Annotated in this window: 17 protein-coding genes; 10 read left to right on the top strand and 7 right to left on the bottom strand. The window is 54.2% G+C overall.

What is annotated here, in order from left to right; all coding sequences use genetic code 11:
• Nucleotides 1-89: 89 nt before the first annotated feature.
• Nucleotides 90-476: a hypothetical protein gene (locus tag FH871_RS27055; protein WP_138994538.1), complete on the top strand. Its 387-nt coding sequence runs from the start codon at nt 90-92 to the stop codon at nt 474-476.
• Nucleotides 477-701: 225 nt separating this feature from the next.
• Nucleotides 702-1940, top strand: a complete 1239-nt coding sequence (locus tag FH871_RS27050; protein ID WP_138994537.1) for a DEAD/DEAH box helicase — start codon at nt 702-704, stop codon at nt 1938-1940.
• Between the two features lie 15 nt (nt 1941-1955).
• Here FH871_RS27050 and denD read toward each other — a convergent pair whose 3' ends face one another.
• Nucleotides 1956-2897: a D-erythronate dehydrogenase gene (gene denD / locus FH871_RS27045; RefSeq protein ID WP_138994536.1), complete on the bottom strand. Its 942-nt coding sequence runs from the start codon at nt 2895-2897 to the stop codon at nt 1956-1958.
• Between the two features lie 102 nt (nt 2898-2999).
• Here denD and FH871_RS27040 point away from each other — a divergent pair, with 102 nt between their 5' ends.
• Nucleotides 3000-3746, top strand: a complete 747-nt coding sequence (locus tag FH871_RS27040) for a DUF5958 family protein (protein WP_138994535.1) — start codon at nt 3000-3002, stop codon at nt 3744-3746.
• Nucleotides 3747-3756: 10 nt separating this feature from the next.
• Here the strand turns inward: FH871_RS27040 and FH871_RS27035 are convergent, their stop codons facing one another.
• The 5 genes from FH871_RS27035 to FH871_RS27015 all read right to left on the bottom strand — a co-directional run bounded on the left by FH871_RS27035 (nt 3757) and on the right by FH871_RS27015 (nt 14068).
• Nucleotides 3757-4065, bottom strand: a complete 309-nt coding sequence (locus tag FH871_RS27035) for a hypothetical protein (RefSeq protein ID WP_138994534.1) — start codon at nt 4063-4065, stop codon at nt 3757-3759.
• 96 nt (nt 4066-4161) lie between these two features.
• Complete coding sequence (locus FH871_RS27030; RefSeq protein WP_138994533.1) at nt 4162-5313, bottom strand: P1 family peptidase; 1152 nt, start codon at nt 5311-5313, stop codon at nt 4162-4164.
• A 258-nt stretch (nt 5314-5571) separates the two neighbouring features.
• Nucleotides 5572-9168: a glycoside hydrolase family 9 protein gene (locus FH871_RS27025; protein ID WP_138994532.1), complete on the bottom strand. Its 3597-nt coding sequence runs from the start codon at nt 9166-9168 to the stop codon at nt 5572-5574.
• Nucleotides 9169-9445: 277 nt separating this feature from the next.
• A complete protein-coding gene (locus FH871_RS27020) occupies nt 9446-13075 on the bottom strand; it encodes a M1 family aminopeptidase (protein WP_138994531.1) in 3630 nt (1209 codons plus the stop codon).
• A gap of 90 nt (nt 13076-13165) precedes the next feature.
• Nucleotides 13166-14068 carry an ABC transporter ATP-binding protein gene (locus FH871_RS27015; protein ID WP_138994530.1) on the bottom strand — a complete coding sequence of 301 codons (903 nt, stop codon included), beginning with the start codon at nt 14066-14068 and terminating at the stop codon, nt 13166-13168.
• Nucleotides 14069-14472: 404 nt separating this feature from the next.
• Between FH871_RS27015 and FH871_RS27010 the strand changes: the two genes are divergently transcribed.
• The 3 genes from FH871_RS27010 to FH871_RS27000 all read left to right on the top strand — a co-directional run bounded on the left by FH871_RS27010 (nt 14473) and on the right by FH871_RS27000 (nt 18385).
• On the top strand, nt 14473-15660 hold the full coding sequence (locus FH871_RS27010; RefSeq protein WP_138994529.1) for a histidinol-phosphate transaminase: 1188 nt from the start codon (nt 14473-14475) through the stop codon (nt 15658-15660).
• Between the two features lie 101 nt (nt 15661-15761).
• A complete protein-coding gene (locus FH871_RS27005) occupies nt 15762-17324 on the top strand; it encodes a flavin monoamine oxidase family protein (RefSeq protein ID WP_138994528.1) in 1563 nt (520 codons plus the stop codon).
• Nucleotides 17325-17389: 65 nt separating this feature from the next.
• The gene (locus tag FH871_RS27000; protein ID WP_138994527.1) at nt 17390-18385 is read left to right on the top strand and encodes a Hint domain-containing protein; all 996 of its coding nucleotides are present in this window, start codon (nt 17390-17392) and stop codon (nt 18383-18385) included.
• Between the two features lie 111 nt (nt 18386-18496).
• Here the strand turns inward: FH871_RS27000 and FH871_RS26995 are convergent, their stop codons facing one another.
• The gene (locus FH871_RS26995; protein ID WP_138994526.1) at nt 18497-19264 is read right to left on the bottom strand and encodes an SDR family oxidoreductase; all 768 of its coding nucleotides are present in this window, start codon (nt 19262-19264) and stop codon (nt 18497-18499) included.
• A gap of 222 nt (nt 19265-19486) precedes the next feature.
• On the opposite strand from FH871_RS26995, the gene FH871_RS26990 reads away from it, so the two are divergent.
• The 4 genes from FH871_RS26990 (at nt 19487) to FH871_RS26975 (ending at nt 26878) form a co-directional block, all read left to right on the top strand.
• Nucleotides 19487-21136 carry a sulfatase gene (locus FH871_RS26990; RefSeq protein ID WP_138994525.1) on the top strand — a complete coding sequence of 550 codons (1650 nt, stop codon included), beginning with the start codon at nt 19487-19489 and terminating at the stop codon, nt 21134-21136.
• A 435-nt stretch (nt 21137-21571) separates the two neighbouring features.
• Nucleotides 21572-22207, top strand: a complete 636-nt coding sequence (locus tag FH871_RS26985; RefSeq protein WP_138994524.1) for an RNA polymerase sigma factor — start codon at nt 21572-21574, stop codon at nt 22205-22207.
• Nucleotides 22208-22276: 69 nt separating this feature from the next.
• A complete protein-coding gene (locus FH871_RS26980) occupies nt 22277-23395 on the top strand; it encodes a FecR family protein (protein ID WP_138994523.1) in 1119 nt (372 codons plus the stop codon).
• 147 nt (nt 23396-23542) lie between these two features.
• Nucleotides 23543-26878 carry a TonB-dependent receptor gene (locus FH871_RS26975; protein WP_229317613.1) on the top strand — a complete coding sequence of 1112 codons (3336 nt, stop codon included), beginning with the start codon at nt 23543-23545 and terminating at the stop codon, nt 26876-26878.
• Nucleotides 26879-26961 lie beyond the last annotated feature (83 nt).

The following is a 26961-nucleotide window of genomic DNA, read 5'->3' as shown; positions in this document are numbered from 1 at the left end:
ACGGCGTTTGGAATACAAGTAACCGAACACGTAAGCAACACCTTTTGAATCATACCCAACAACAACAAATACTAAACGTAAACAACACCATGTTCAATCTCCTGAGTAATCTGATCTGTTCCGCGCTGTTGAGCGCCCCGGTTTTGAGTGACCCCGCTACGCCCAACGCACTACCCTTTGGCGCCAGTGCCTACGTCACTTCCGAAAACAAGATTCGGGTATCCGTCGTAAAATCGGCCGCGGAGCCGGTGACGGTTCTGCTGCGCAACGACAAAAAAGAAATCATTTTTCAGGAAACGATTTCGAAAAAAGAATTGAAATACGCGGCCAAACTGGACATGAAAAATCTGGCCGATGGTGCCTACGAACTGGAATTCAAGTCGGCTCAGGGCGCGATTCGCAAACAGGTGAACGTGGCTACTCCGCCGGTTTCCACACCCGCCCGGTCGGTGGTTTTGAACACCCCCGCCGAGTAATACCGTAGAATTAGACAAACTGGAAAACCACCGCTGCTGTGTAGCGGTGTTTTTTTGTTGGGGTTCGAATCCGGTCTACAGAAACTTATTCATCCCGTATCTGTTGTTTTTGGAAGATGACTCAGGGAAGTCAAAAGGGTTGGAACGGTTTTTCAGGAATATTCTACTAATTCGCACTCGCATTGGACGTGACCAACCACTACCCGGAGTCCAGCGTACACCACCATGAAATTCGACGATTATTATATTGCCCCCGAAATCAAGCGGAATCTGGAAGGGTTGGGCTTCAAAAAACCGACCGACATTCAGTTTAAATCGATACCGCCAATTCTGAAGGGTGAAGATGTGCTGGCAATTGCCCAAACCGGCACCGGAAAAACGGCAGCTTTCGCTATTCCGGTCGTCAGTATGCTGCATGAACGGAAAAAGCAGAAACGGGCGGAGGGTATCAAGTGTCTGGTAATGGTGCCAACCCGTGAACTGGCGTTGCAGATCGCCGGGGTGTTCGAGCAGATTTCCCGGCACATGAACCTGAAAGTGTTTTGTGTGTTTGGTGGGGTGGAGCAGGGCCCGCAGATTGCGCAACTGGAAGCGGGCATCGACATTCTGATTGCGACGCCGGGCCGGATGTTCGATCTGGTGAGCCAGGGCTACATCCGCTTGCAGCGGGTCGAAATCCTGATTCTGGACGAAGCCGATCACATGCTTGATCTGGGCTTTATCAAAGACATTCAGGATTTGATGAAATTCCTGCCCCGCAAGCGGCAAACGCTGTTTTTTTCGGCGACGATCAACGAGAAAATCAAAAAGTTAGCCTATTCGCTGGTACACAACGCCATCCGGATTCAGATTTCGCCCAAAGATCCGGTGGCCAAAAACATCGACCATTCCGTGGCTTTTGTCGGGATGGACGACAAGCGGTTTTTTCTGGAACGGCTGATTCAGGAACACCCCGACAGCAAAATTCTGGTGTTTGTCCGGACGAAAGTTCGGGCCGAGCGGGTGTTGAAAGCCCTGGAACGCGTTGGGATCAAAAGCGAAACCATTCACGGCGACAAGGAACAGAAAGACCGCCTGCAGGTCATGAATCAGTTCCGAAGCGGGGAGGTTAAGGTTTTGATTGCCACCGACATCAGCGCGCGCGGTATCGACATCGCCAACGTAGATTACGTCGTGAATTACGACCTGCCCGAGCAACCCGAAAACTACGTCCACCGCGTGGGCCGGACGGGGCGGGGGACCCAGAAAGGTCAGGCGTTCTCGTTTTGCAGCCCCGAAGAAAAACCGATCCTCGACGAAATTGAAACGTTTCTGGACAAACCCATCCGCGTGGCCCAGATCGACCAGATCGACTACCAGGAAACCGTCGATGCCAGCAAAGGCGCGCAGTTTGACCTGAAGGCCTTGATGAAGGAAGCGGAGGAGCTGCAGTTGGGTCGGAAGAAACGGAAAAAGAAGAAGTAGGGATTTTCCAGGTCTCTATTTCTCCGCCAGAAATTGCCTGATAAATCCATCAAAATCACCATCCACCGAAAAGCCAAGCTGAAGCGCCCGGCGGTTATCGACGGCGGTTGGCCAACTGCTGACAATGGCGTGAACGGCGGGATCGGGCCGGAACTGGACCCGGTTGGCGGTTTCCCGGTCCGTGTGCCGCTCCAGAGAGTGGAGCATTTCCCGGATGGTAACCGAAATGCCGGGCAGGTTGACCGTCCGCCAGTCGCCAAAGGCACTGCTTTCCAGCCTGGCCCCATGCAGGATGTTGCGAATGATCGTGTCAGGGCTGGATACCAGCACGGTCAGATCCGGCGAAACCGGGCAAATAGCGGTTTCGCCGTGAATGGGTTCCCGAATGATGCTGCTGACAAACGAAGAGGCCGCCTGATTGGGTCGGCCGGGCCGGACACAAATGGTGGGCAACCGCAGCACCCTTCCATCGACAAAATTTTTCCGGCTGTAGTCATTGACCAGCAACTCCACGATGGCTTTCTGAATGCCGTATGAGGAACGGGGCGTAATGACCGTCCTTTCATCGACCACCGCCGGGAGGTCTCCACCGTAGACGGCAAAACCGCTGGCAAACACAAACCGGATGCCCGGATGCTGGTGGCGGCAGGCTTCCAGCAGGTGCCGGGAACTGTCGAGATTCACGCTCCAGCCCAGATCGAACTCCTTTTCGGCCTGACTGCTCACCACCGCTGCGAGATGAAATAGAAGCCCGGTTCTGGACGACACGATGCTTTTGGCCGCGCCTTCTGCCGACAAATCGATCTGCTGGCAATGCACCCGGCCATCGTTTCCCGGATTCATTGGTTGGATGAGATCGACCAGGAGCAATTCTTCAAAAACCAACGAACTGTTCAGGAGTGCTTTGGCCAGCCGCTGACCCAGAAAACCGGCACCGCCGGTAATGATAACTTGCATGGGTTGAAAAAATTGGAGAGGAGTAAATAAGTCAACAAGTTCGCATAAAAAAACTATATTTATCCTTGAAGAAAACATAAAAGAGTATAAAGATTCGTCGCCATGACATTGGAAGAGGAGATAGCGATCGTCCGATTCGGGCAGGGAGTTCTTTCGCATGACGAACTGCTGGCGCATTTCGGTCAACTGGAGGAGGACCTGAAAATGAAGCGGTTCTTTGAGCTTTATCATCTGATTGACCCGACAAAACTGCTTGATACTGATATTGAGCAAGCCCTCGCTGCCAGTACTCTGGGGGCAGACTACCAGTCTTGCGTTGTGTTGCGTGGCAATCGGTTATCGCGTGTGCGATTAAATATCCCCGAAAGTGCTATCGAAAAAGACTATCTTTTACTCCTAAACCTGTTCAAAATAGCGTATCAACGTCGCCTGGCGTCAGTAAAGGAGGAAAAATCGAAAGAGTGGCGGTATCGGGATTTATCAGATGATGAGACCGTAAAGGCGCTGTTGTCGGCACACCGTAAACTCGTAGACGAGGTCTATAACAACTCCAGCTTTCGGAGTGAATTTGCCAGCCTTGCCAAATTGTGGAAAGCCCATAACGCCGTCAGTAAAGCACGAGACCAGGAGTCCGCGCCGACAAGAAAAAGCCAAACGGGTTTTCTAAGTTATGATGAGGTAATGACAGAAAGCGTAGAATCTATGAAGTTTCTGGAAGAAATGAACAAATATTCGCGCGTAATGGCCATGCTGAACCACGCTCTGAAAAAAGCACTGTCGATTCAATATGGTTTAGGCTCTTCCCAAGCTGATCGATTAATCAATGACGTTATGAAGCGGCATGCGTAAAACCGCCTTTTCAATACCGTTTTCCGTCGCTGTGTAGTTTGTTGCGGACAATCAGCGGAAGTTCAGTAATGGATTCGATCTCTTCAAGCGGAATGTGACGACTATAATACGTGATCGCTCCCGTGAAATCATACGGGATAATCGAGAAAAAGCGTCGTTTGCCTTCTAAATAGGTGTAAAAAAGGATCGGACGAGTCGCCGTAGGCAGCGGATCATGCAGTTTGGCGGGCTTAACAGGTGGCTGATCGCCTTTGAGCTGAATGGTAACGTAATGACTGGAAGAATCCAGATCAAGAGCCCGAAATTCGTCAAGTGTCATGGTTGGATGGAGAATTTAAACTCAAAATAGCAAAATGAATACGAGATGTAAAAGGGTTCAGATCCAGAACTTTTACATCTCGTATTTTCTACGCCATCATTTCCCCTCCGTCAGCCGGTTATACTTTTTCAAAACCGCTTTCAGCCGGTCGTGGGGCAGGCCGTATACTTTGTGGTGATCGATGCCTTCCATCGTTTCGGCTGCCACCAGGGCATTCAGAATGGCTTCTTCCGTGGCTTCGACGGTCGCTTTAAAAACCGCATCCAGACTGGATTTATCCACGGATCGGTACGTGGTCGTTTTGGTGTCGGCATCATACGCGGCTTTCTGCGTGGAAAAGGCCATGAAAATATCACCCGAACTGTTGGTGCCGTAGGTTCCGGTGCGGGCCAGGCCCATCGTCACCCGCCTGGCCACCAGATTCAGTTGGGAGGAAACGAGTGGCACGTCGGTTCCGACGATGGCGATGATCGAGCCGTCCTTTTCATTGATCACCGGCATCAAATCCGTCACTTCTTTCCCGACCGGCACCCCCGCCATCACCAGATCGTCGCGCCGACCAAAGTTGGCCTGCACCAGCACACCCACCGTATAGTCCTGACTACCAACCCGAATCTGTCGCGAAGCCGTGCCGGTTCCTCCCTTGAAACCGTAGCAAACCATGCCCGTTCCTCCGCCGACGTTGCCTTCCAAAACCGTCCCCGAAGCCGCGCTTTCCAGCGCCTGGAAGACGTGTTCTTTTTGGATGTGCAAGCCGTTGATGTCGTTCAGCACCCCGTCCCAGGTTTCGCCGACCAGGGGCAAACCGAATGAAAAATCGAGTGCCTTTTTGGTCGAAAACTGCTGGTGACACCACCCACCGATGGCGTCGCGAACCACCCCGACGCTGTTGGTGTTGGTGATGCCGACCGGACCGAAACCGGTGCCGTAGTCGTGGAGGTAGGGAATGCCGGTCATTTCACCGTCGCCGTTGAAAATGAAGTAACCCGCCGGATAAGTCCGGTCGGTTTTCCCCGTGGGCAGCACCACTGTGACGCCCGTTCGGATCGGCCCTTTCCCCAACGCCCATTTTCCGTGGCCCTCAATCCGGGTTTTGTAGCCCACCAGCACACCGGGAACGTCGGTGATCGCATTGAATGGCCCCGGTTTTCCGTTGAGCGGAATGCCGAGGTCGCGGGCGCGCGGTTTGGGGGCTGGTTGCGAAAAAGCCGTTGTAGAAAGCAGCAGAAGCAGGAAAAAAGTTTTCACGGTTTTGTGCGAATCAGGTTGGGTGCTGATGAACAGACCTCCGATTCTATGGAATTGAATCAACAAAACCAAACGAATCACTGGCCGTCTGTGATTGATGTCTGTCTGTGTCAACCTGTTCTATTCTGGTCCTTCATGTTGAAGAAGCCATTAAAACCATGCTGTCGGTCAGGAATCATCTCTTGTACGAAAGGCGTTGGAACAAAAACGGGAGCAAACCGTCGCTTGCTCCCGTTCCGCATGCAGTAGTTCCGGTCCTTACTCAACCACAACCTTTTTGGTGATCAACGTCGTTTCGCCCTGCACCGAAAGCAGGTAGTTGCCCGGTGCCAGTTGACCCACCGGGAAGGCATACGCCGTCGTCGAAACCGTTACCGGTCGTTGCCGGAGGACGCGTCCCTGCAAATCGGTTAGTTTCAGCTCGACAGCTTCATTCGTCCGAAAACCGCTCAACGACACCATAAGGGTTGTTTGTTGCCGGTCGACCGGGTTCGGATACACCCGCACCACCGGTTTGCCGTCGGGTTCCGCCGTGGCCAGCCGGGCCGACGAAGAAGCCGCTGAAAGCTGAAGATCGTCCACGTAGAAAACCGAATGGGTCGCTCCGCCCGTGTCCTGAAAATAGAGATCTTTCAGGGTGGCCGGGCTGCCCAGGTTCGTGAGGGGAATGGTCACCAGCGTCCAGGCGTTGGCCGTTGGCCGAACCGTGTACCCCTGCGAGCTGCTATTGAGCGTCACCTTGAACTGCTGCCCGCCCGTGGGGCCGCCGTGTACCCAGAACTGAAGCTGGGCATACGAAGCCAGCGGAACGGCGGACTCGGGATGGAGGTATAAACCGCCCCAGCCCCCTGTATACTGCAACGCCAGCGATTTGTTGCCGGCTTTCACCGGGGTGCCGTTGGCGTAATTCCGCGAAATACTCCACGACCAGTCGAGCCAGCCCGTTTTCAGGGCGTCGTCATAAATCAGCAAACCGCCCGGTAAGGGATCGGTTGGCGGGGGCGTGGTGCTGCCGGACGAAACCAGGTGCATCTGGTCGATGTAAACCGCAGCCTGAGCTGAATTGGTAACGTCCTGGATGAAAATATCCCGCAAAGTCGCCGGGTTTCCGAAGGCGGAGAAAGGCACCGTAATCAGGGTCCACTGGTTTGCTTTGGGCGTAAATTCATACGATCCGCTGCTGTTGATTACCACCTGCATCCGCTGCCCGGCATTGGGGCCACCGTGTACCCAAAACTTTAGACTCGGGTACGTACTCAACGAAACTGCGGTTTCGGCATGGAGATACAAGGCTCCCCAGCCCGCCGTGTTCTGGAGAGAAAGCGATTTGGTTCCGCTGTAAACCGGCGAGGTCGCGTTGTAATTCCGGGTCATGCTCCACGACCAGTCGACCCAGCCGGTTTTGAGCGCATCGTCATAAATCAGGAGCGAAGCTGGTTCCGGACCCGGATTGGTTCCCGTTACAGATACCACGGTCGTCGTCGTTGCCTGGCAGCCATTGCTTCCAACGGTCAGTGTATACGTTCCGGCGGCTGTGGTCGTGACGTTCGCGATGGACGGGTTTTGAAGGGTGCTGACAAACGCATTCGGCCCTTTCCAGCTATAACTCGCTCCGTTGCCAGCCCCGGCGGCTGTCAGATTCAGCGTCTGACCAGCCGCAACGGGGGTGTTGCTCGAAGCCGATGCCGGGGGCAGGGCGTTGACCGTGACGGTGGTCGTCACCGTTTGCGCCGTTCCACCGGAAGGCGTCACGGTCAGCGAGTACGTCCCGGAAGCGGCCGTCCCGGCATTGGGGAGGGTCGGATTCGCCACCGTTGCGGTAAAACCGTTCGGGCCGCTCCAGAGGAAAGTGGCCCCCGTTGGCGCGTTGGCCACGGCCAGACTCAGGGTTTGTCCGCTGCAAACCGGGCTGTTGCTCGACGCTGAAATCACCGGTGGGGGCGTAGTTCCGCCCGGACTGGTAAAATACGCCACCAGAAACGTATACCCCGCCTGGTTGTAGATGGCCGGTTCCGTGATTTCCCACGAAGGTTCCGGGTAGCTGGTGTTCCAGTTGCGGTATGCTTTCATGGCCGGTTGGTTTTTCGGAGGAGCTGACGAGCCGCCGTAATACACATTGGGGCCACCCACCAGAAAACCGGGTGGCGGACCGAACTGCGACGACGCCCCGTCGTAGCGCGCCGAACCATCCCGGAACCAACTGTGGTAAAACTCATCGACGCTGTTTTCGGCTCCGGCGTTCGCTCCCCGGCTGCCCATGTTGCTGAGGTAGGTCCAGGAGAGCGGGTTGCGTCCGTGGAAATAATGCAGGTACTCTTCCGCAATTTCCTGGTAGAGCGCATTTTTGGCCGGATTGACGTTCAGATCGACCGCCAGTAGGGGAAGAATCGCCCACAGCGCCTTTTGCAAATTGGAGCCCCAGGAATAGTGGCCGGTCCACATAAAACCCAGGTAGGGGTCGCTTTTCTGCGCGTGATACGATTCAAGGGGCCAGTCCATCGTACTTTTGAACTTGTCCCTGATCGCCGTGACAATGGCGGGCGTAGCGCCGGAAGCTTTGGCATAAACGTAATAGGCCCGGTTGAGTTCCCAGCACAGGGAGGCATCCAGATTACCGTTCGAGAACGGATGAAAACCGTTTTCACTCGTACCGTTCACGTCGTTGTAATGGGCTTCGAAATACGATTTGTATTTGGCCGTTCCGGTGGTGGCAAACAACTCGGCCGCAGCCGCAACCCGTCGGCGTTTGTCGTCGTTGGCGTTGGAACCCGCATCGGCAGCCGCCGTTGAAGCGCCGTCGGTTCCCGAAGCGGGCAGCATCGTCGGGTTGGCTTCCAGGTAGGTCCAGGCTTTTTCGGAAGCCGCGCGCAGGGTATTGACGTAACCCGGATACTGACCGCCGTAATTCCCGTAAAGCCGGGCCGCATGGGCGGTGATGGCCGCAAATGTGGCTGTCGACCAGGTGGTTATCGCCGTGTAATACCGGGGCTGAACATCCGTTGCCGGATCATCGGAACCGTTGTCGTAGCTCGTCACCGTCACCCGGTTATGGACCCCGCCGTTGTCGGCCTGCATCCGCAGCATCCAGTCCAGCTCCCACTTCAACTCGTCCAGCAGGTCCGGTACGCCGTTGCCCGACTCCGGAATGTTGGTGTTGTCGGGGAAAGCCGAGGGCCGGAGTTCATAACCAACCATGAGGTTCCACATCGTGCTGCTCAGAAACGGGATGTACTTGTTGTAGTCACCGGCGTCGTACCAGCCACCGGTTACGTTTCGTTGCGTTCCGGCCTGGGCCGACGTGGTGTACAAGAGGGCGTTGGCATCCTGCGTATGGGCCGGGCCGTGGGTCCAGTTGCCGCCGTGCTGCGCCGGGATGGCCGTGCCGGAGCGCTGGTAGTAAAACGTCCGGGCCGATGCCTTCAGGGCGGCCGCGTAAATGTCATCGCGCACCTCAAATTCGTACGAACGCAGGTTGTTCGCCGGGTCGTAGACGTAATACTGGCCGGGCGTGGTCAGGCTCGAAAAATCGCCGTGCCACGCTTTGTCGCCCGAGTCGGTGTGGAGATTTCCGTTGTTCCAGATGGTTACATTTCCCGTCAATACCGTCGAATTGTCAGACGAGCGACGAATCTGAAACTGACTGCCCGGCGTGTAGGGCGAGCCGTTGTTCTGGCCATTAACCGGGTTGGCAAACACGACGATTTTTTTCGCCGATGGTCGCCAGCCAAACTGGTCGACGATGATCTGTTTGCTGATGGACTGGGCTTCGGCCACCGAAATGGCCAGCCACCCGGCAAAAAGCCAGTGCAGTGAATACAGGAATCCGGTTCGAAAACGCTGATTTAGTTTCCTCATGCTTTTGTTGTTTGGTGAATAAAAAGATTGAATCTGTAAAGTAGATTCCAAAACAACCAGCACTATAGAGGAAGCACGCTGAAGTGCATAATTCAGGCATTCAATTGTCTATTTTACCGGCTCAGATCACGGGCGTGATTTTTAGATTGCCGGACAGAAGGGCTTGTGATGAAGGTTGTTGTATCGCAGAAGTGAGCGGAGGATATCAGAGTTTATTAGAGAAAAAAACTCTGCTGCCCTCTGATATTCTCCGCTTAACTCTGCGATACAATTACTCTTAATCCACCGGCTTCACGTTGTCGTCAGACACCCGGTCGATCAGCTTGTTGTAGGGGTCGATACCTGCTTTGGCGGGTTTGCCTTTCACCACGAATTCCAGTTTATGAACCCCCGGCGCTAACCACTGCTTTTTCAGATAGAGCGGCACCTTTTCCGTCATGCCTTTCTTGTTTTTCGCATCGGCTGCGAAAATGCCGATCTCGATCAGGTCTTTGGTTTTGCCTACCCCGGTTTCTTTTCCGGCCTTGTCGTAATACAGCTTTTTGGTCTGCACGGTCATCGTCACTTTGTACTGATCGTTTTTCAGCGGCTCGGCTTTGGCTTCCGTGATGCGGTTTTCGTAAAGAGAGATTTTTTCGAAATTATCGGTCAAGAAGTAGTGCAGGGAGTCGGGCGTGGCGGCTTTGATGTAGCGATACCAGTCGCGGCTGGTCGTAAAGGGCGCTTTTTGCTGAAAAGCATCTTTCTCCACATAGTCCCGGAAAGCGCGGTTGAGCCGTTCTTCGCCGATGTAATCCTGCAAGGCAAACAGTACCACCGAGCCTTTGTCGTACCAGACGTACGCCCGCGTATCGTTGTCGAGCAGGGTTTCCTCAAACTTGTCTTCCGACGACCGACCGCGCAAATAGCGGTCGAGGCTGTATTTCAGACGCGACTGCATGATGTTGTCGCCGTAGGTCTTTTTCAGCACCATCAGCGACGCATATTCCGCCATCGACTCCGAAATCTGGTTGGCGCCCCGCGTGTTGCTCGGCATCACCTGATGGCCCCACCACTGGTGCGCCACTTCATGCGCGGTCACGTAATAGGCATAGTCGGTTTTGTCGGGATCGCGGAAGTCGCCCACCCAGCCGAAACTCTCGGCATAGGGCACAGTATTCGGAAACGACTGCGCAAAACCGGCGTAGCGCGGAAACTCCATAATCCGCATTTGCCGGAACTGATACGGGCTGAAATACTGGTTGTAATAATCCATCGATGCTTTCACCGAATTCACATACCGGTCGATGTTGCGGCCGTGCGCGGGGTGGTGATACACTTCGATGTTGACGGTTTTTCCATCCGGGCCTTTCCAGACATCGCGTTTGACGGCATAGCGGGCCGAACTGACGTTCATGAAATAGGCGATGGGCGCGTCCATTTTGTAGTGATAATACTTGCGTCCGTTGGCCGACCATTCCTTTTGCAGATACCCCGGCATGATCGCAATCTGGTCGGGCGCGGTGCTAACGGTGCCTTCAAACGTAATCCAGTCGCCGTCCTGCGTAAACAGAAAATTGCTGCGGCCCCAGGCATCGGTGTAGGGCGGCTGCTGGTATTGCTTGATGGGCAAACCGAATTTTTTGCGGTATTTGTCGCTGGTCAGCTCTCCGTTGGGGTTGTAGCCAAAGGTCGGGAAAATGCCCGTATCGAAAAACGTGCCGTTGTAGACCAGTTCCCGGTTTAAGCCGCTGTTGGTGAATCCTCTGGGTTGGGCCGTAATCGTGACTTCCATGCGGGCCGTATCGCCGGGCTGGAGGGTTCGGGGCAGTTGGTAGATGTAATACCGGAAAACCGTGTCTTTCAGCAGGATTTTGGGGTTTTTGCCGTCGATCAGCAGCGTTTTGGTTTTTGGATGATTGTATTCCGGCGAACTGAACAGCAGGTGCAGCGAATCGAGCGGGCGGGCGGTTTTGTTGACAATCGTAAAAATACCGTTGGCCGTCACGCGTCGTTCTTCCGGCACGAGGTCGATTTTTACTTTTAAATCCGTGATTTTCGGGTGCGCGACGCGTTCGTAGCGGCTGTATTTTTTCTCGTACTCGGCCTGCAATTCCCGGGTTTCGTCGGCGGTCTGGTACTTGTTCAGCACGCTGACGTTGTAGTAAATCCAGATGCCGGAACCCACAAAGATGAGCAGACAAACGACCAGGGCCATCAGCGGCAAGCGGGTGAACCGCAGTTTAGCCAATCGCCAGCGGGTTTTCAGGTCGCCTTCCGAACCCCGGTTCCAGAACAGATTGCCGACGATCAACAGCGCAAAGCCAAACGCCAGCCAATAGAGATTGAACCAGAGCAGCGGTTTCAGAAAATGCCCGAAACCGTTCATGTCCGAGATCCGGTAACCGGGCGTGTAACTGTAGAAAAACAGGTTATAGTCCAGTTCCGCAAAATTCCGCAGCGCGATCAGCACAACCCAGATTCCGATCGTGATGATGTGACCCGTAAACTTGCTGTTGACCATAATGTGGACAAAAAAAGCCAGCATCAGCAGTTGCAGGTATTCGGGAAACTCGATCAGGTAGAGATCGGTAAAGTACTGGTTGAAGTCATACTGGAAATACCCTTTGACGGTTTGGTTCAACACGCCACTGACAATCACCAGATTGACCAGCAGAAAACAGATGCCGACCAGGGCCAGAAACTTCGATCCGTAGGTCACCCAGTTCGGGACGGGCAGCGCGTCGGCAATGTTATCAAACCGAACGGCTTTGTCGCGGTGAACGCTCTCGCCGGTGTAGAAAATAATGAGAATAAAGACAAACAGAATGTAATCGAAGTCTTTTACCTCAATCATGTAATAGGTCGTCGGCAGCGAGCGCGTTCCCATAATCTGGTCGGCAAACCAGCCATCCAGAAACAGAAACAACACGCCCCCCATCAAAATGACCAGAAAATAAACGTCTTTGATGATGTTGCCGAATTCCAGTTTCGTCAATCGGAACAGGTGCGTGAGATACGCCTTGGTGGAATAGATTTTCTCGGCCACGGGCAGCGTAGCGAGCGGTTTTGCTTTTTCCGTAACCCCGTCGGCTTTCGATTTCTTACCCAGTTTGATGGCCAGAAACCGCTGAAAATCAAACCGAAAAACCGTATACAGCAGGGTCGCCAACCCAATTCCGCCCCACAACAACCGGTTCAGCAGTACATTGCCTTCCAGCCCGGCGTGGAGTTCGTTCTGTTCGGCGGGCGTCCAGTATTTGGTCGCGTTCGTGAACGTATTGAGCGCAAACGGATCGAGCAGATCGACAATGTCCTTGTTTTCCAGATCCGACGCCAGCGTAATGCCCAGCAAATACCCGATGAAAAGCAGCAGACTCCCGGCATAGGTCACAAATACGTTGCGGGTCAGCGCCACCAGGCTGAAAAACAGACTTCCCGTAAAAAAGATCGTCGGAATGACGAAAACCAGCATCGGCTGCACGTAATCCCACAGCCGGATCGGGCCGTAGCGTTCCACGTTGTCGGCCAGGTTCAATACCGGTCCCAGCAGCGACCCCAGCACAATACCGACGCAGGCACAGCTCATGATGGCAATCAGGATGAGAAATGAACCCAGATACCGCCCCAGCAGGTAGCCGCGTTCGCTGATGGGGTAGGAGAAGAAGTAGGAGCGGGTGTTGTGTTCGATGTCGCGGTAAACCGGCACGCCCATCACCGCCGAACTCATCATGGTGGCGAAAACACTCATGAGAATCAGCAGGTACGAAATGGCGTAGGGCGAGTTGACGTTCGCTTTTTCAGAAGCCGGGCCGTTGCCGTAAATCAGGATTAGAAAAGCGTATAAAAACAGGAGCAGGCCATATAAATACGTGGCCGGACGCTTCAGCCGATAGGTCAGTTCAAAAGTAAAGATGTTCCAAAACATAGAGAGTAATGAGTTAAGAGTGATGAGTTAAGAGTTGGCCGCCCGAGTGGTTGGCGACGCGTTGAATTTTTAATTTTGAACTCTTCACTCTTAACTCATCACTCTTACTTCCTGGTGGCTGGTGATTTTGGAGAAGTAGACGTCTTCCAGGTCGGCTTCGACGGGTTCAAAACCGAGTTGCGGACTGTCGCTGTAAATGTGAATCTGGGTCCTTCCGCCCTTGAGTTGTGTCGAAATGACCTGGTGGTTGGCCTTGTAATTGTCCAACTCGGGTTTTTCGATGATCTTGCGCCAGATTTTTCCCTGAATGGCGGCCACGAGGTCGGCGGGGTGCCCCTGGGCGATGACGTTGCCGAGGCTGATGATGGCCATGTCGGAGCAGAGGTTGGTGACGTCTTCTACGATGTGCGTCGAGAGAATGACGACCGTATTTTCACCGATTTCCGACAACAGGTTGTGGAAACGGTTGCGCTCGGCGGGGTCCAAACCGGCGGTGGGTTCATCGACAATAATCAGGCTGGGGTTGCCAATCAGGGCCTGGGCAATGCCAAACCGCTGTTTCATCCCGCCCGAAAACGTGCCCAGATTTTTCTTTTTGACGTGCGCCAGATTCACTTTTTCGAGCAGGGCTTCGACGATCAGTTTGCGTTCCCGGCTGTTGCTGATGCCTTTCAGGCTGGCAATGTGGTCGAGCATGGTTTCGGCCGACACCTTCGGATATACGCCAAATTCCTGGGGCAGATAGCCCAAAACCCGCCGGATGCTGTCTTTCTGACGAAGCACGTCGATGGTTCCGAAGGTGGTATCTTCCAGCAGAATCTGGCCGCTGTCGGCTTCCTGCAGGGTGGCGATGGTGCGCATCAGTGAGGACTTGCCCGCGCCATTCGGCCCCAACAGCCCAAACATGCCCTGCGGGATGGTCAGGGTGACGTCGTGCAGGGCTTTGACCCCATTTGAATAGGTCTTATTCAAATCCTGAATCGTAAGTTTCATTCCGGAAAAATTTTAGGTTATGTCGCTGAAAACCGGGTCGGTGGATACGCTTTTTGAGTAGGCGGTAAGTATATCAAATATTCGGCATTTTTCTGACTGCGGTACTAAATCTTTCTACGCACTTTTTCGGGGAAACTACGCATTTTGAGGCCCAAATACCCGATTCGGTAGAAGTTTAAAAATAAACTCATTTATGATAATTTTATAATTTTTACGATAAAACAAGCTTATTTTTTAAGTATAAAGTAGGAATTATTATAAAAAGAATATAAATCTACTTTCATTCAGAAAGCATTTTGGAAATTTTGACTATTTTTGAAATGACGAAATTGGATTTGGCTTTATTCGGAAATAATAAAATCTTATCGTAGTTTAGTACAAAAACTTACCAACTCTACGAAATCATGGATCACCCCATCACCCGCAGGAATTTGTTACGCACCGGTGCGCTGTTTACCGCCGGATTATCCCTGAGCCGGACCGCACTGGGTCGGGCGGTATGGAACCCGGTTGCCGCCAATGCCCTGCATGAACAAACCCTCATCGATGAGTTTGCTCAACTGGGCCGGGAAATGCCTAAGCTAAAGGCCCGCATTGCATTCAACGAAAACCCGCACGGGATTTCCCAAAAAGCCAAAGACGCCATCCTGAAAGCCGTCGAAACCAGCAACCGGTATGCGATGTTCGAAGGCCAGGAATTGAAACAACTGATTGCCGCCCGTGAAGGGGTTAAACCCGAAAATATCATGCTCTCAGCCGGGTCGTCGGAATTGTTGACGGCGATGGCGGTTTATTTTGCCGGCAGCGCGGCCAAAGGCGCGGGCGGAACCATCCTGACCAGCCAGTTTACCTACGACGATTTTCTGGGATGCGCCAAGAAGTTCGGTGCCAAAATCGAAGCCGTTCCGCTGACGAAAGAATACCGCTACGACCTGGCGACTATGAAGGCGAAAATCACGCCGGATACGAAGCTGGTGTACATTTGCAACCCCAACAATCCGACCGGCACGGTGGTTCCGGCGGCCGAACTGGTGGCTTTCTGCAAGGAAGTTTCGCCGAAACTTCCGGTATTCATCGACGAAGCCTACATCGACTTTCTGAAACCCGAAGACCGCCCGGCGCTGCCGAAACTCGTGGCCGAGGGTCACAACATCTTCCTGACCCGGACGTTCTCCAAAATCCACGGTTTTGCCGGTTTGCGGTTGGGCTACGCCATTGGTCCCGAAAAATTCCTGACTGAACTTCAGAACTATTCCCGGGGCGAATGGAACCCGAGTGTTACCACCCTGAAAGCCGGTATTGCCAGCTACCAGGACCTGGAATGGCAGAACTTTTGCCGCACTGAAAATGAAAAAGCCCGCGAATTGCTCTATAAAGGCCTGAAAGAGAAGGGCTACGAATACGTTCCCTCGTACGCAAACTTCGTCCTGTTTCCGATTCGGATGAAAACCAAAACCTTCGAAAAGGAGATGTTTGGCAACGGCATTCTGACCTCAACCCGCGAACACAACGCCCAGCCCTATTGCCGCGTCAGCATCGGCACTGTCGACGAAATGGGCCTTTTCATGGATGTCTTCAAGAAAATTGCCTGATAGAGTGAAGAGTGATGAGTGAAGAGTTGGTGACTTGTACGGTTGACTGACGCGGTTTTTAAATTCTTAACTCATAACTCATAATTCTTAACTGATTAAGGATGACCCGACGTAATTTTATTGAATCAACCGGAGCGACGTATGCTACCTTGCTGGCCTGGGGACTGCTGAAACCAGCCCCTGCCGAAGCGTTTGATTTGCCGGTCAATGGCCTGAAAGACGGAAAAGCCCGCAAAGTGGTGATTCTGGGGGCGGGTTTGGCCGGTTTGACCGCAGCCTACGAACTTGGCAAACTGGGCTACGACTGCACGGTGCTCGAAGCCCGCAGCCGTTCCGGTGGCCGGGTCTGGACGGTGCGCGGAGGAACAAAGGAAACGGAAGTTGGCGGAGCCGAACAGGTTTGCAAGTTTGTTGACGGTCAATACTTTAACGGCGGAGCCGCCCGGATTCCCCACAACCACCAACTGACGTTGCAATATTGCCGTGAACTGGGCGTGCCGCTCGAGATTTTCAATGGCTCCAACGAGTCGGCCTGGCTCTATAACGACGGCGGAACGGGCGCGCTGGCCAACAAACGGATGCGCATCCGGGAATACCACAGTGACCTGCGGGGCTACACGAGCGAGTTGCTGGCGAAAGCCCTGGATCAATCGTCGCTCGACCAACAGTTGACCAAAGAAGACGTTGAAAAGCTGATCGACTTTCTGAAAAATGAAGGCGATTTAAATACCGGCAAGCTCTACAAAGGCACCAACCGCCGGGGCTACAAAACGATGCCTGGTGCTGGTTCGATGCCCGGTGATCTCGAAGACCCGTATGGCCTGACAGAATACCTGCGTTCGGGCTACATGCAACCGGTCTTTTACAACAACGGCGATTACACGTTCGAGCAGCACTCGACGCTGCTGCAACCCGTAGGTGGTATGGATGCGATTCCGAAGGCCCTGGAGAAAAAGCTGACCGGAAAAATCCAGTTCAATGCGCCGGTGAAAGAGTTGAGAAAAACAGAAAATGGTGTTCGGGTGGTTTATCAGAAAGACGGCAAGCCGACCGAGCTGACGGCGGAGTTCTGCGTCTGTACGTTGCCGCTGCCCATTCTGAAAAAGATTGAGTCCGATCTGTCACCGATGGTCAAACGGTCGGCGGATTTTATTCCCTACATGAAAACCGGTAAAATCGGCCTGCAATTCAAACGGCGGTTTTGGGAAGAAGATGATGCGATTTACGGCGGAATTTCCCGTACCAACATGGATATCAACCAAATCTGGTATCCGTCGTTCGGTCTGATGGGTAAGAAAGGCGTGTTGATCGGGTATTATAATTTTTATGCCCGGGCGGGCGCCGTGGGGGACATGTCGCTGGCCGCCCGCGAAAAAATGGCGCTGGAGCAGGGCTACAAACTGCATCCGCAATACCCGCAGGAGTTTGAGAACTCGTTTTCCCTGGCCTGGCAGAAAATCCCGTACAACGAAGGCGGCTGGGCGCTGTATGACGATGCCGTACGGAAAAAATACTATCCGTCGCTGCTCGAACCGGATGGGAACATTTACTTTGCCGGGGAGCATACGACCTATCTGACGGCCTGGATGGCGGGCGCGTTCACCTCCGCCCGGCGCGTGGTCGATTCGCTGCACGCCCGCGTTGGCGAGTACACGAAGAAATAACCGGGTTACCTGAGAAAATAAGAAATATCGACTAGTGAATAACGAATGTTGAATAACGATCTACCATGAAAACTAACCTACTTCGTACATGTCTGCTTGTCTGTTGTGTGATCATCGCGCAACTGGTTTCTTCCCGTGTTTGGGCGCAAACCGCCAGCATGTCGCTGGATCAACTGAAAGCCGTCAAAGCCATCAAAGTTGGGAATCTGGAAAAAGATACCTATTTCAAATCCGGTGATTTCATTCTGGATCGCTACGAAGAACGCCCGGCCTATGTTTTCAATTACAGCGATGGGATTCCCCGGAAAATCTATCTGTACAAAGTTTTCACGGCGGCCGATACCAAAGAACTGGGTTTGCTGGCGATCTATGAAAATGGAAAAACCAAAGAAACCAAACCGTTCGTCATTCCCGGTGCCAGTGCCGACCGCAAAGCCTGGGATGCCTACATCGACGATCTGAAGTATGTGGGCGAAAAAGAAGCTGGTTTGATGTCGGCACTCGGTTTTGTACTCTCCCGCGAAATGGCCCTACTGATGGGGGGTGGCGGTGCGAAGGAAGAAGGCGGTGACAAGAAGAAGGAAGAATACAATTTCTGTTTCCCGGCCGACGCCGTGGTGACCCTGGCCGACCGCCAGACCAAAGCCATTCAGGACGTCAAAGCCGGTGATGAAGTGATGGCCTACGATGCCAAAACCCGGCTGCTGGTTCCGGCGCGGGTGCAGGAAGTGACCATCCACGCGAAACCCAATCTGGCCATCGCCGGGGTTTGGATGACGCCGGTTCAGGACCTTTCGGCCAGCAACACGGCAGCATTGACCAAGCCGGTTTTGCTGGAAGCCACTGCCAACCACCCCGTTCAAACTGCAACCGGTGCGAAAAAACTGGGTGACCTGCGCAACGGCGACGTGCTGTACCGCTTCGACGGCGCTACCCGCACCGTGTCGGCCTGGAAGGTGGCCACCGTTCAGAATACGGTTCGTACGGTTGACAAAGTCTACAACCTGACGACGGACAAAGGAAACTACCTGATCAACGACGTCGTAGTTCTGGATAAATAAAGTTTACGGTATTCGGTTTACAGTTTACGGTATTCGGTTTACGGTATTCGGTGGCTGACGCATGCTTAAGAACGCGTCAGCCACCGAATACCGTAAACCGAATACCGTAAACTACATCCCCCAAACCGTCATCCCGCCATCCACCGCAATCGTCTGACCGGTGATGTAACCCGCTGCGGGCAGGCACAGAAAAGCGACGGTGGCGGCTACTTCTTCTACTTTTCCGACGCGACCCATCGGCGTCCGTTTCAGAATGCCTGCCAGTTTTTCGGGATTATCGAGCACCGGTGCGGCCAGGGGCGTGTAGATGTACCAGGGCGCGACCACGTTGGTCCGAATGCCATCCGTGGCCCATTCGACGGCCAGGTTTTTCGCCAGTTGGTGCAGTGCCGCTTTGGTCATGCCGTAAATGGAACCGCTGCTGGTGTGCGTCAGGCCCGATACCGACGAAACAAACACAATACTGCCTTTTCCCGACGCTTTCAGGAGTGGATAAACCGCTTTGGAAAGTTCATATCCGGCCCGCAGGTTGGTGTTCAGAAGAAGATCGAATTCGTCTGTTGAATACTCTGTGGTGGGTTTTCGAATGTTCGTACCGGCATTGTTGATCAAAATATCCAGACGGCCCCAGCGGTTTTGGACGGTTTCGGCCACGTGCTGCACCGCCCCCGGCTGGCTGATGTCGGCGGCCAGCCCATCGACCGAAAAGCCGTTCTGCCGGTATTCAACCAGTTTTTGCTGCAATACATCATTGTCGCGGGCCACGATAAACACCTCCGCGCCCAGTTCCAGTAATTGGTTTACAATGGCTTCGCCAATGCCTTTGGTTCCGCCCGTCACCAGGGCGCGGGAGCCGGTAAGTTTCCAGAAAGAATTCATGTTGCGTACTTGATTACAGGTTGGTGACCGTTCTTCTCCGTTTGCAAGAAAGGAACCTTCGCCGGTTTTTCTAGGGATGGGGAGAATTCTTTTCCAGGGTTTATTGGAATGGATTGAGAATCATCAATGCAAAATGATAAACGCTACCTATAAAAGTGACTGATTGCGGAATACATTTGCATTTGGCGTTTATCATTTTGCATTGATGATTGATTTCCTCCCATGAAAAACTTCTCGACCCTTGCTCTTTTTGTCCTCGTCAGCCTTTCCGGTTTGGGACTGGTGTTGCGCCCGGCCCACCAAACGCCTGAGCCGCCCAATATTCTCTGGATCACCTGCGAGGATATGTCGCCCCACCTCGGTGCGTTCGGCGATCGGGTGGTAAAAACGCCGAACCTCGATCGGTTGGCGGCCGAGGGAGTCCGATATTCGCGGGTATACTCCACCGCCGGGGTGTGTGCGCCCAGCCGGTCGGCTCTCATCACGGGCATGTACCAGACCTCGATCGGAACGCAGCACATGCGAACGCTCCAGGCCGATCCATTTCCCCACAAATCGTCGCCGGTCAAATCGTATTCCGCCGTGCTGCCCGCGGAGGTGCGTTGCTTCCCCGAATATTTGCGGAAAGCGGGGTATTATACCACAAACAATGAAAAGCAGGATTACCAGTTTGTGCCGCCCGTGACGGTGTGGGATGAGAGCAGCCGGAAAGCCCACTGGCGAAACCGCCCGGCCCATAAACCCTTCTTTTCAATTTTTAATCTGGTAATCACGCACGAGTCGCAGATCTGGGCGCGGGACAAGGAAACGCTGCTGGTTCGGCCGGAAGACGTAACCGTACCGGTGTATTATCCCGATACCAAAACCGTTCGGCGCGACATTGCCCGGCATTTGTCCAACGTCATGCGCATGGATTCCATCGTGGGAACGATCCTGCAGCAGTTGAAGGAAGACGGGCTTTATGACAACACCATCATCTTCTTTTATTCCGACCACGGCGACGGTCTGCCTTTCGTCAAACGGGAGGTGTATGACCGGGGACTGCGTGTGCCGATGATTGTCCGGATTCCGGAAAAATTCCGCGTAAAGGGTTCCAAACCGGCCGGGAGTACTGATGACCAACTCATTAGCTTTGTCGATCTGGCACCCACGGTTCTTTCCCTGGCGAATATTCCCCTGCCGGGCTATTTGCAGGGACAGGCGTTTTTAGGGCCGAAAAAAGCCGCAACACCCCGGAAATACATTTTTGCGGGTCGCGATCGTATGGATACCGAACTCGACCGGGTGCGGGCGGTGGGCGATGGACGGTATAAGTACTACCGCAACTACATGCCCGAAAAACCGTATTACCAGAACATCAACTACCGGCGGGGCATTCCGATGATGAAGGAATTGCTGCAGTTGCAGGAGGAAGGGAAACTGAATGCGACGCAACAACTGTGGTTTCGGAAAACGAAACCGGAGGAAGAATTGTGCGATACCCGGACCGATCCGAACGAGTTTACCAATCTGGCCACCCAGCCTGCTTACCGGGCCAAACTGCGGGAGTTGCGCGCACAGATGGATGCCTGGCTGAAAAACGTGGGCGACAAAGGGGCCATGTCTGAAGCGGAAATGCTGAAACAGATGTGGAACGGGAATTCCGAACCGCCCAAAACCGCTGATCCTGAGCTGGTAAAGTCGGGAAATGCCGTCGCCCTTCGCTGCGCCACGCCGGGGGCTTCAATCGGGTATGTGCTGAATCGGGGTGCTGACCAGCTCAACGTCTGGCAGGTTTATGCCGGAAAGCCGATCCCCGTTCAACCGGGCGATTCGCTGCGGGTGGTGGCCCACCGGATTGGCTATTTACCGAGCCGGGAAGTGAAATTATAAACGGGCAGTCTAGTCTAAAGTGATTTTCATCAATGAACCGCGTTGTTTTTCGCCCCGTTAGGGGCTCAACAGCGTAGCGTCGGTAGAAGACACGGTATACCACATCTGCTACGGCGTGCCGATAGGTACGCGACCGAACGCTACCACAAATCGTTGCGTGCCTGACGGCACGCGGAAACATGGGAATTCCGTATCTTCTACCGACGCTGCGCTGTTGGGCCCCTGACGGGGCGAAAACCGGCGGGGATCGTTGATGAAAACCAGATTGGACTTTACCTGTGGATCATTCCCGAAACCCAAAAAAACGATTTGAAAATATATTTTGCACAATCTTGAGTATTAGTTGAATTTTATCACCTATTAACCACCAGTCGTATCCTTCGACCGCGTACGTGCTCTGACTGCCTATTCTGAATCCGGTAAATTGTAAGGACCATGCTGAAACCCGATATCCATGACAAACGTCAAAATGCCTGGGAGAAAACCGACGAAACGCTGCTGTGGCAGCAATTCCGGGAAGGACCGCAGGAGGCTTTCCAGGCGTTGGTGCAGCATTTTTACCGGGAACTCCACTTCTACGGCGGCCGGTTTACCCGCGACTCCGACCTGCTGAAAGACTGCATGCAGGATCTGTTTCTGGATTTGTGGACCTACCGGGCCAAAATCGTGCAGACGCAGTACATCCGGCCGTATCTCTACAAATCACTCCGGCGTAAAATCCACCGGGAAATGATGCGCCATGCGTCGGTGACCGGCGATGACGGGTTTACTTTTGATGACCTCAGTTCGGAAGAAATTACGGCGGAACAGGCCCTGATCCGGACGGAATTGTCGGACTACCAGACGGCCCGGCTGAACGCCTTGCTGGAACAACTCTCGGATCGCCAGCGGGAAGCGATTCACCTGAAATTTTACGGCGAGTTATCGAACGAGGAGATTGCCGATATTCTGGCCGTGAACAAGCAGTCAGTTGCGAACCTGCTTCACCGGGGCCTGCGCCGGTTGCGGGAAAGCTGGCCTTCGCTGCTGTCGTTGATGGGCTGCGGGTTGCTGGCGTTCGGACATAAATAAACCGCACGCCCTGAGTATGACGCGCCAAAGCCTTCCTATTAACGACCGAAGCCCTTCCACAACACCACGATGAAAGCGTATCAACACTATACCGTCGAAGATTTCCTGCTGGATGCCCGGTTTCTGGCCTGGGTCAAACACGGCCAGCCCGAAGCCCGGCGGTTCTGGGAACAGTGGCAACGGGACAATCCGCACCAGCGCGCGACGCTGCTGCTGGCGAAAGACATGGCCGAAGCCCTGAAAAACCGCCCGCATAGTCTGGCTCCCGAGCAGGAACAGCTGGAGGTGGAGCGTATCGTCAAACTGGCCCGCTATGCCCCGGAGCCGTCTCGCTGGCAACTGGTTCAACGGTCGTTCAGCAACCGGTTTTGGCAGACAGCGGCAGCCCTTGTTGTGCTGGTAGGCGTAGGTTGGGGCGTGTTTCAGTGGCAGAATAAAAGAACCTCTGATTCAGAAACCGTAACCTTTGCTGATTCGGAAAAACCGTCGGATGAACAGTGGATCAACCAGGTCAACGGCACGTCGCAACCCGTCCGGCTGACGCTGCCCGACGGTAGTAAAATGACGCTGATGCCCAACAGCGAAGCGCGGTATCCCCGCACGTTCGACGCCGGTCAGCGCGAAATCCAACTGAAAGGGGAGGCCACGTTTGCCGTGGTACACGAAGGAAAACGGCCGTTTCTGGTCTACAGCGGTCCGCTGGTAACCCGGGTGCTGGGCACCAGGTTTCGGGTACAGGCCCGAACGGGCGACAAGCAGATGAAGGTGTCGGTGTTGTCGGGCAAAGTGTCGGTGATGGACCGGCGCGACTGGATGGCATCCCGGCGACCCGATAAACGCGAAGTGCCTGGTGTTGTATTGACGGCCAATCAGCAGGTTACGTACGATGCCAGCCAGAATCATTACCAGAAAGAACTCGTCACACAACCTGCCTTGATAGCTCCTGCGGAAAACCGGGAAAGCTTCGGTTTTGAGGATACTCCCGCTTCCGAAGTGTTTGAACGACTGAAAAAAGCCTACGGTGTCGAAATTATCTATGATCCCACGGTGCTGCGGAACTGCACCCTGACGGCGTCGATGGCGGGTGTACCGCTCCACGATCAACTCCGGCTGCTGTGTGCTTCCATCGGTGCCTCCTACGAGGTGGTCGATGCCCGGATCATTGTTTCCAGCCGGGGCTGTCCGTAAATCATCCAAAAAAAAGCCCGCTATGGTGCGAACATAGCGGGGAAATCTGACCGGTCCGGCGATCCGGCGATCCGGCGGCACTTTTCGGGCCACCGCGGACCGGTGTAGCTACTCCTTTGCCCGGAATAACTAAACCACCCCCAATTTATGTACAAGTTTACAAACCACGAAACGATTCGGATGCTTATGCGACTTTCGTTCCTCCAGGTAGTACTGACGGCGCTGCTGATCAACGGCGCGCTGGCCGCCCGGGCGCAGGAATTACTCGACCAGCGGGTGAGCGTTCGGCTGGACAATTACACCGTCCGGCAGGCCTTGCTGACGCTGGAAAAAACGGCGCGCGTCAAGTTCGTCTACAGCCGTCAGGTGGTTCAGATCGACCGGAAAATCTCGCTGGCAGCAACCGATGAACGGCTGGTGGATGTCCTCGACCGATTGCTGAAACCGCTGCAACTGAGCTATGTCGTCACCGGAAGCCAGATCGCGCTCGTCCGTTCCACGGTTCCCGACGGCATGGGGCGTGTTCAGCCGACGCCCAAATTCGAAGAAACGGCCCAAACCGCCGACCGGTCGGTGGGCGGAAAAGTAACCGACGAAAAAGGGGAGGGCTTGCCGGGCGTGAGTGTGGTGGTCAAGAATACGACGCGCGGCACCACCACCGACGGCAACGGCGCGTTTCGGCTGAGCGTTCCCGACGAAACCGCCGTGCTGATTTTCTCCTTTGTGGGCTATGTCAATCAGGAAGTTAGCGTCGGGAGTCGGACGGTTTTCGACATTCAGCTTGCCCCCGATCAGAAGGCATTGGACGAGGTGGTGGTGGTGGGGTATGGAACCGTCAAAAAGAGTGATTTAACAGGTTCACTGTCGCAGGTCAAATCCAAAGACATCAACTCGTACCCGGCCACCAACGTGTTGCAGGCGTTGTCGGGCCGGGCGGCTGGGGTGCAGGTGTTGCAGAATACCGGGGCGCCGGGCGGCAGCGTCAGCGTCCGGATTCGGGGCACCAACTCCATTCAGGGGAGCAACGAGCCGCTGTATGTGGTGGACGGTTTTCCGATGTCGGGCAGCAATCCGACGGTGTTGAACAACGCCGATATTGAAAACATCGAGATTTTGAAAGACGCTTCGGCCACGGCGATTTACGGGTCGCGGGGCGCGAATGGCGTGGTGCTGATTACGACCAAACGGGGGAAAGCCGGTAAAACCAGCGTCGATGTGGAGACCAGTTACAGCAGCCAGACGCTACGGAAAAAACTGGATCTGATGAATGCGAAAGAATACGCGACGTTTTACAACGAGCAGGCCACCAACGACAACCTGAAGCCGTATTTCACCCAGGCGCAGATCGACGCGTTCGGAAACGGGTCCGACTGGCAGGATCTGGTTTTTCAGAAAGCCCCCATGAAAACGGTTGCGCTGAACATCAGTGGTGGCAACGAAAAAACGCAGTTTTCACTGTCGGGCAGCACATTTAACCAGGACGGTATCATCCGGGGCAGTGACTACAACCGGTATTCGCTGCGGGCCAACATCAACCATGCCATCAGCCGGAAGCTCAGCGTCAACGTGGCCAGCACCCTCACCCGGATCAAATCCAGTGCCCAGAACAGCCAGGGAAGCAACCGGGGTGGTTCGCTGATTGCGGGGGCGGTTTCGGCCCCGCCGGTTCTGGGGCCCTACAAGGCTGATGGAACCTACGAAATGTTCGGAACCACCTACGCGTTCATCAATACGCAACTGCGGAATCCGATCAACACCCTCAATGAACAAAGTAACGCCACCCGGGGAAACCGGGTTATGACGAATGCCGCCTTTGTGTACAACCCCATTCCGGAACTGACGATCAAAATTTCGGGCGGTATTGAAAACTCTGATGACCGGACGGATTCCTATACCACCAACAATTTTTTTGGTTCACAGGGCGGGGCCAGTGTCAGCACCAGCCAGTTTACGAGTCTGCTGAACGAGAACACGATCAGTTACGCCAAAACCATTCGGCAAAAGCACAGCGTTTCGGCAGTGGCCGGGTTTACCTACCAGGATTTTGTCAGCACCTCGTTGAGTGGGAGCGGTCAGGGCTACATCAGCAACACCAGCCAAACCTACGACCTGGCTGCGGCCAGTACGCCGGGCATTCCCAGTTCGGGTTATTCCAAATCGTCACTTCTGTCGTATCTGGGGCGCATCAATTACGCCTTTGACAGCAAATACCTGGCGACGTTCAGCTTTCGGGCCGATGGCTCTTCCAAATACAGCGAAGGCGATAAGTGGGGGTATTTCCCGTCCGGGGCGCTGGCCTGGCGGATTTCCAACGAGGATTTTCTGAAGAACAGCCGACTGGTTTCAGACCTGAAACTGCGGGTAAGCTGGGGACTGACGGGTAGCCAGGCCATTGGGGCCTATGCGACCCTGAATCAGCTCGTTTCGGCGAAAACCATCTTTGGCGACGCTCTTTATACCGCCTATGCACCCGGCACCAACCTGCCCGGAAACCTGAAATGGGAAACCACCGAGCAGAAGGACATCGGGATCGATTTCGGCGTTTTGGGAAACCGGATTCTGGTGACGGCCGATTATTACATCAAAAACACCCGCGATTTGCTCAATACCGTCCAACTGCCGTCCTCGCTGGGCTTTGTCACCACCATTCAGAACATCGGGGAAGTGCAGAACAAAGGACTTGAACTGGGAATCAACGCCAATGTGCTGACCGGCGCTTTCAAATGGAACGTCAACACCAACGTGGCTTTCAACCGCAACAAGGTCATCAAACTGCACGGCGGGCAGGATATTCTGGGCGGCTTTGTCGATCTGTCGGCGATTACCGACACCCGGAACATTCTGCGGGAAGGCCAGCCGATGGGTCGTTTCTGGGGCTATCTTGAAGACGGATACGACGAAAAAGGAAAGATCAAATACCGGGATCTGGACGGCGATAAAGCCATCACGGTGCGGGATAAAACCTACATCGGCGACCCGAATCCGAACTTTATTTACGGTTTCAATTCCAATATGTCGTACCGGAATTTCGACCTGACGATCTTTCTACAGGGCACCCAGGGCAACGACATCTTCAACAGCAGCGCCATCAACAACACGGTCGATTACGGCTACGGCCTGAACATGCCCCGCGAGGTGCTACGGGATCACTGGACGCCCACCAACACGACCGCCAAATACCCGGTGATCAGCAGCACCACGCGGACCAACGTCTCTGACCGGTTTGTGGAAGACGGTTCCTACCTGCGGCTGAAAAACATTGTGCTGGCCTATAACCTGCCGGTTCAGAAATGGGGTGTCAACTGGATTCGCTCGGCGCAGTTCTACGCCAGCGGCCAGAACCTGCTGACGTTTACCAACTATTCCTGGTGGGACCCGGAAGTGAACTCCAACGGCGGTGCCAACTCCACTGCCCAGGGTTTCGATCAGTACAGTTATCCAACCGCCAAATCGATCACCTTCGGCCTGCGGGCGGGATTTTAAAAATTATTGAGTGATTGAGTGGCGGGGCCGCCCATGCGGTGGGAGATTGTGTGATTTTTTCACGATTACCGAGATGTATAAAC

The sequence above is a fragment of the Larkinella sp. C7 genome, from assembly GCF_006149005.1.
Lineage (GTDB): Bacteria > Bacteroidota > Bacteroidia > Cytophagales > Spirosomataceae > Larkinella.
The sequence above is the reverse complement of the archived record's forward strand: the minus strand, read 5'-3'. Positions and strand labels throughout refer to the sequence as shown.

What these genes read in the sequence shown, in the direction of transcription:
- FH871_RS27005 (WP_138994528.1), top strand. Translation starts at nt 15,762, where the DNA reads ATGACCCGACGTAATTTTATTGAATCAACCGGAGCGACGTATGCTACC.
- FH871_RS26980 (WP_138994523.1), top strand. Translation starts at nt 22,277, where the DNA reads ATGAAAGCGTATCAACACTATACCGTCGAAGATTTCCTGCTGGATGCC.
- FH871_RS26995 (WP_138994526.1), bottom strand. Translation starts at nt 19,264, where the DNA reads ATGAATTCTTTCTGGAAACTTACCGGCTCCCGCGCCCTGGTGACGGGC.
- FH871_RS27050 (WP_138994537.1), top strand. Translation starts at nt 702, where the DNA reads ATGAAATTCGACGATTATTATATTGCCCCCGAAATCAAGCGGAATCTG.
- FH871_RS26990 (WP_138994525.1), top strand. Translation starts at nt 19,487, where the DNA reads ATGAAAAACTTCTCGACCCTTGCTCTTTTTGTCCTCGTCAGCCTTTCC.
- FH871_RS27025 (WP_138994532.1), bottom strand. Translation starts at nt 9,168, where the DNA reads ATGAGGAAACTAAATCAGCGTTTTCGAACCGGATTCCTGTATTCACTG.
- FH871_RS27035 (WP_138994534.1), bottom strand. Translation starts at nt 4,065, where the DNA reads ATGACACTTGACGAATTTCGGGCTCTTGATCTGGATTCTTCCAGTCAT.
- FH871_RS26985 (WP_138994524.1), top strand. Translation starts at nt 21,572, where the DNA reads ATGCTGAAACCCGATATCCATGACAAACGTCAAAATGCCTGGGAGAAA.
- FH871_RS27020 (WP_138994531.1), bottom strand. Translation starts at nt 13,075, where the DNA reads ATGTTTTGGAACATCTTTACTTTTGAACTGACCTATCGGCTGAAGCGT.
- FH871_RS27055 (WP_138994538.1), top strand. Translation starts at nt 90, where the DNA reads ATGTTCAATCTCCTGAGTAATCTGATCTGTTCCGCGCTGTTGAGCGCC.
- denD (WP_138994536.1), bottom strand. Translation starts at nt 2,897, where the DNA reads ATGCAAGTTATCATTACCGGCGGTGCCGGTTTTCTGGGTCAGCGGCTG.
- FH871_RS27040 (WP_138994535.1), top strand. Translation starts at nt 3,000, where the DNA reads ATGACATTGGAAGAGGAGATAGCGATCGTCCGATTCGGGCAGGGAGTT.
- FH871_RS27000 (WP_138994527.1), top strand. Translation starts at nt 17,390, where the DNA reads ATGAAAACTAACCTACTTCGTACATGTCTGCTTGTCTGTTGTGTGATC.
- FH871_RS26975 (WP_229317613.1), top strand. Translation starts at nt 23,543, where the DNA reads ATGTACAAGTTTACAAACCACGAAACGATTCGGATGCTTATGCGACTT.
- FH871_RS27010 (WP_138994529.1), top strand. Translation starts at nt 14,473, where the DNA reads ATGGATCACCCCATCACCCGCAGGAATTTGTTACGCACCGGTGCGCTG.
- FH871_RS27015 (WP_138994530.1), bottom strand. Translation starts at nt 14,068, where the DNA reads ATGAAACTTACGATTCAGGATTTGAATAAGACCTATTCAAATGGGGTC.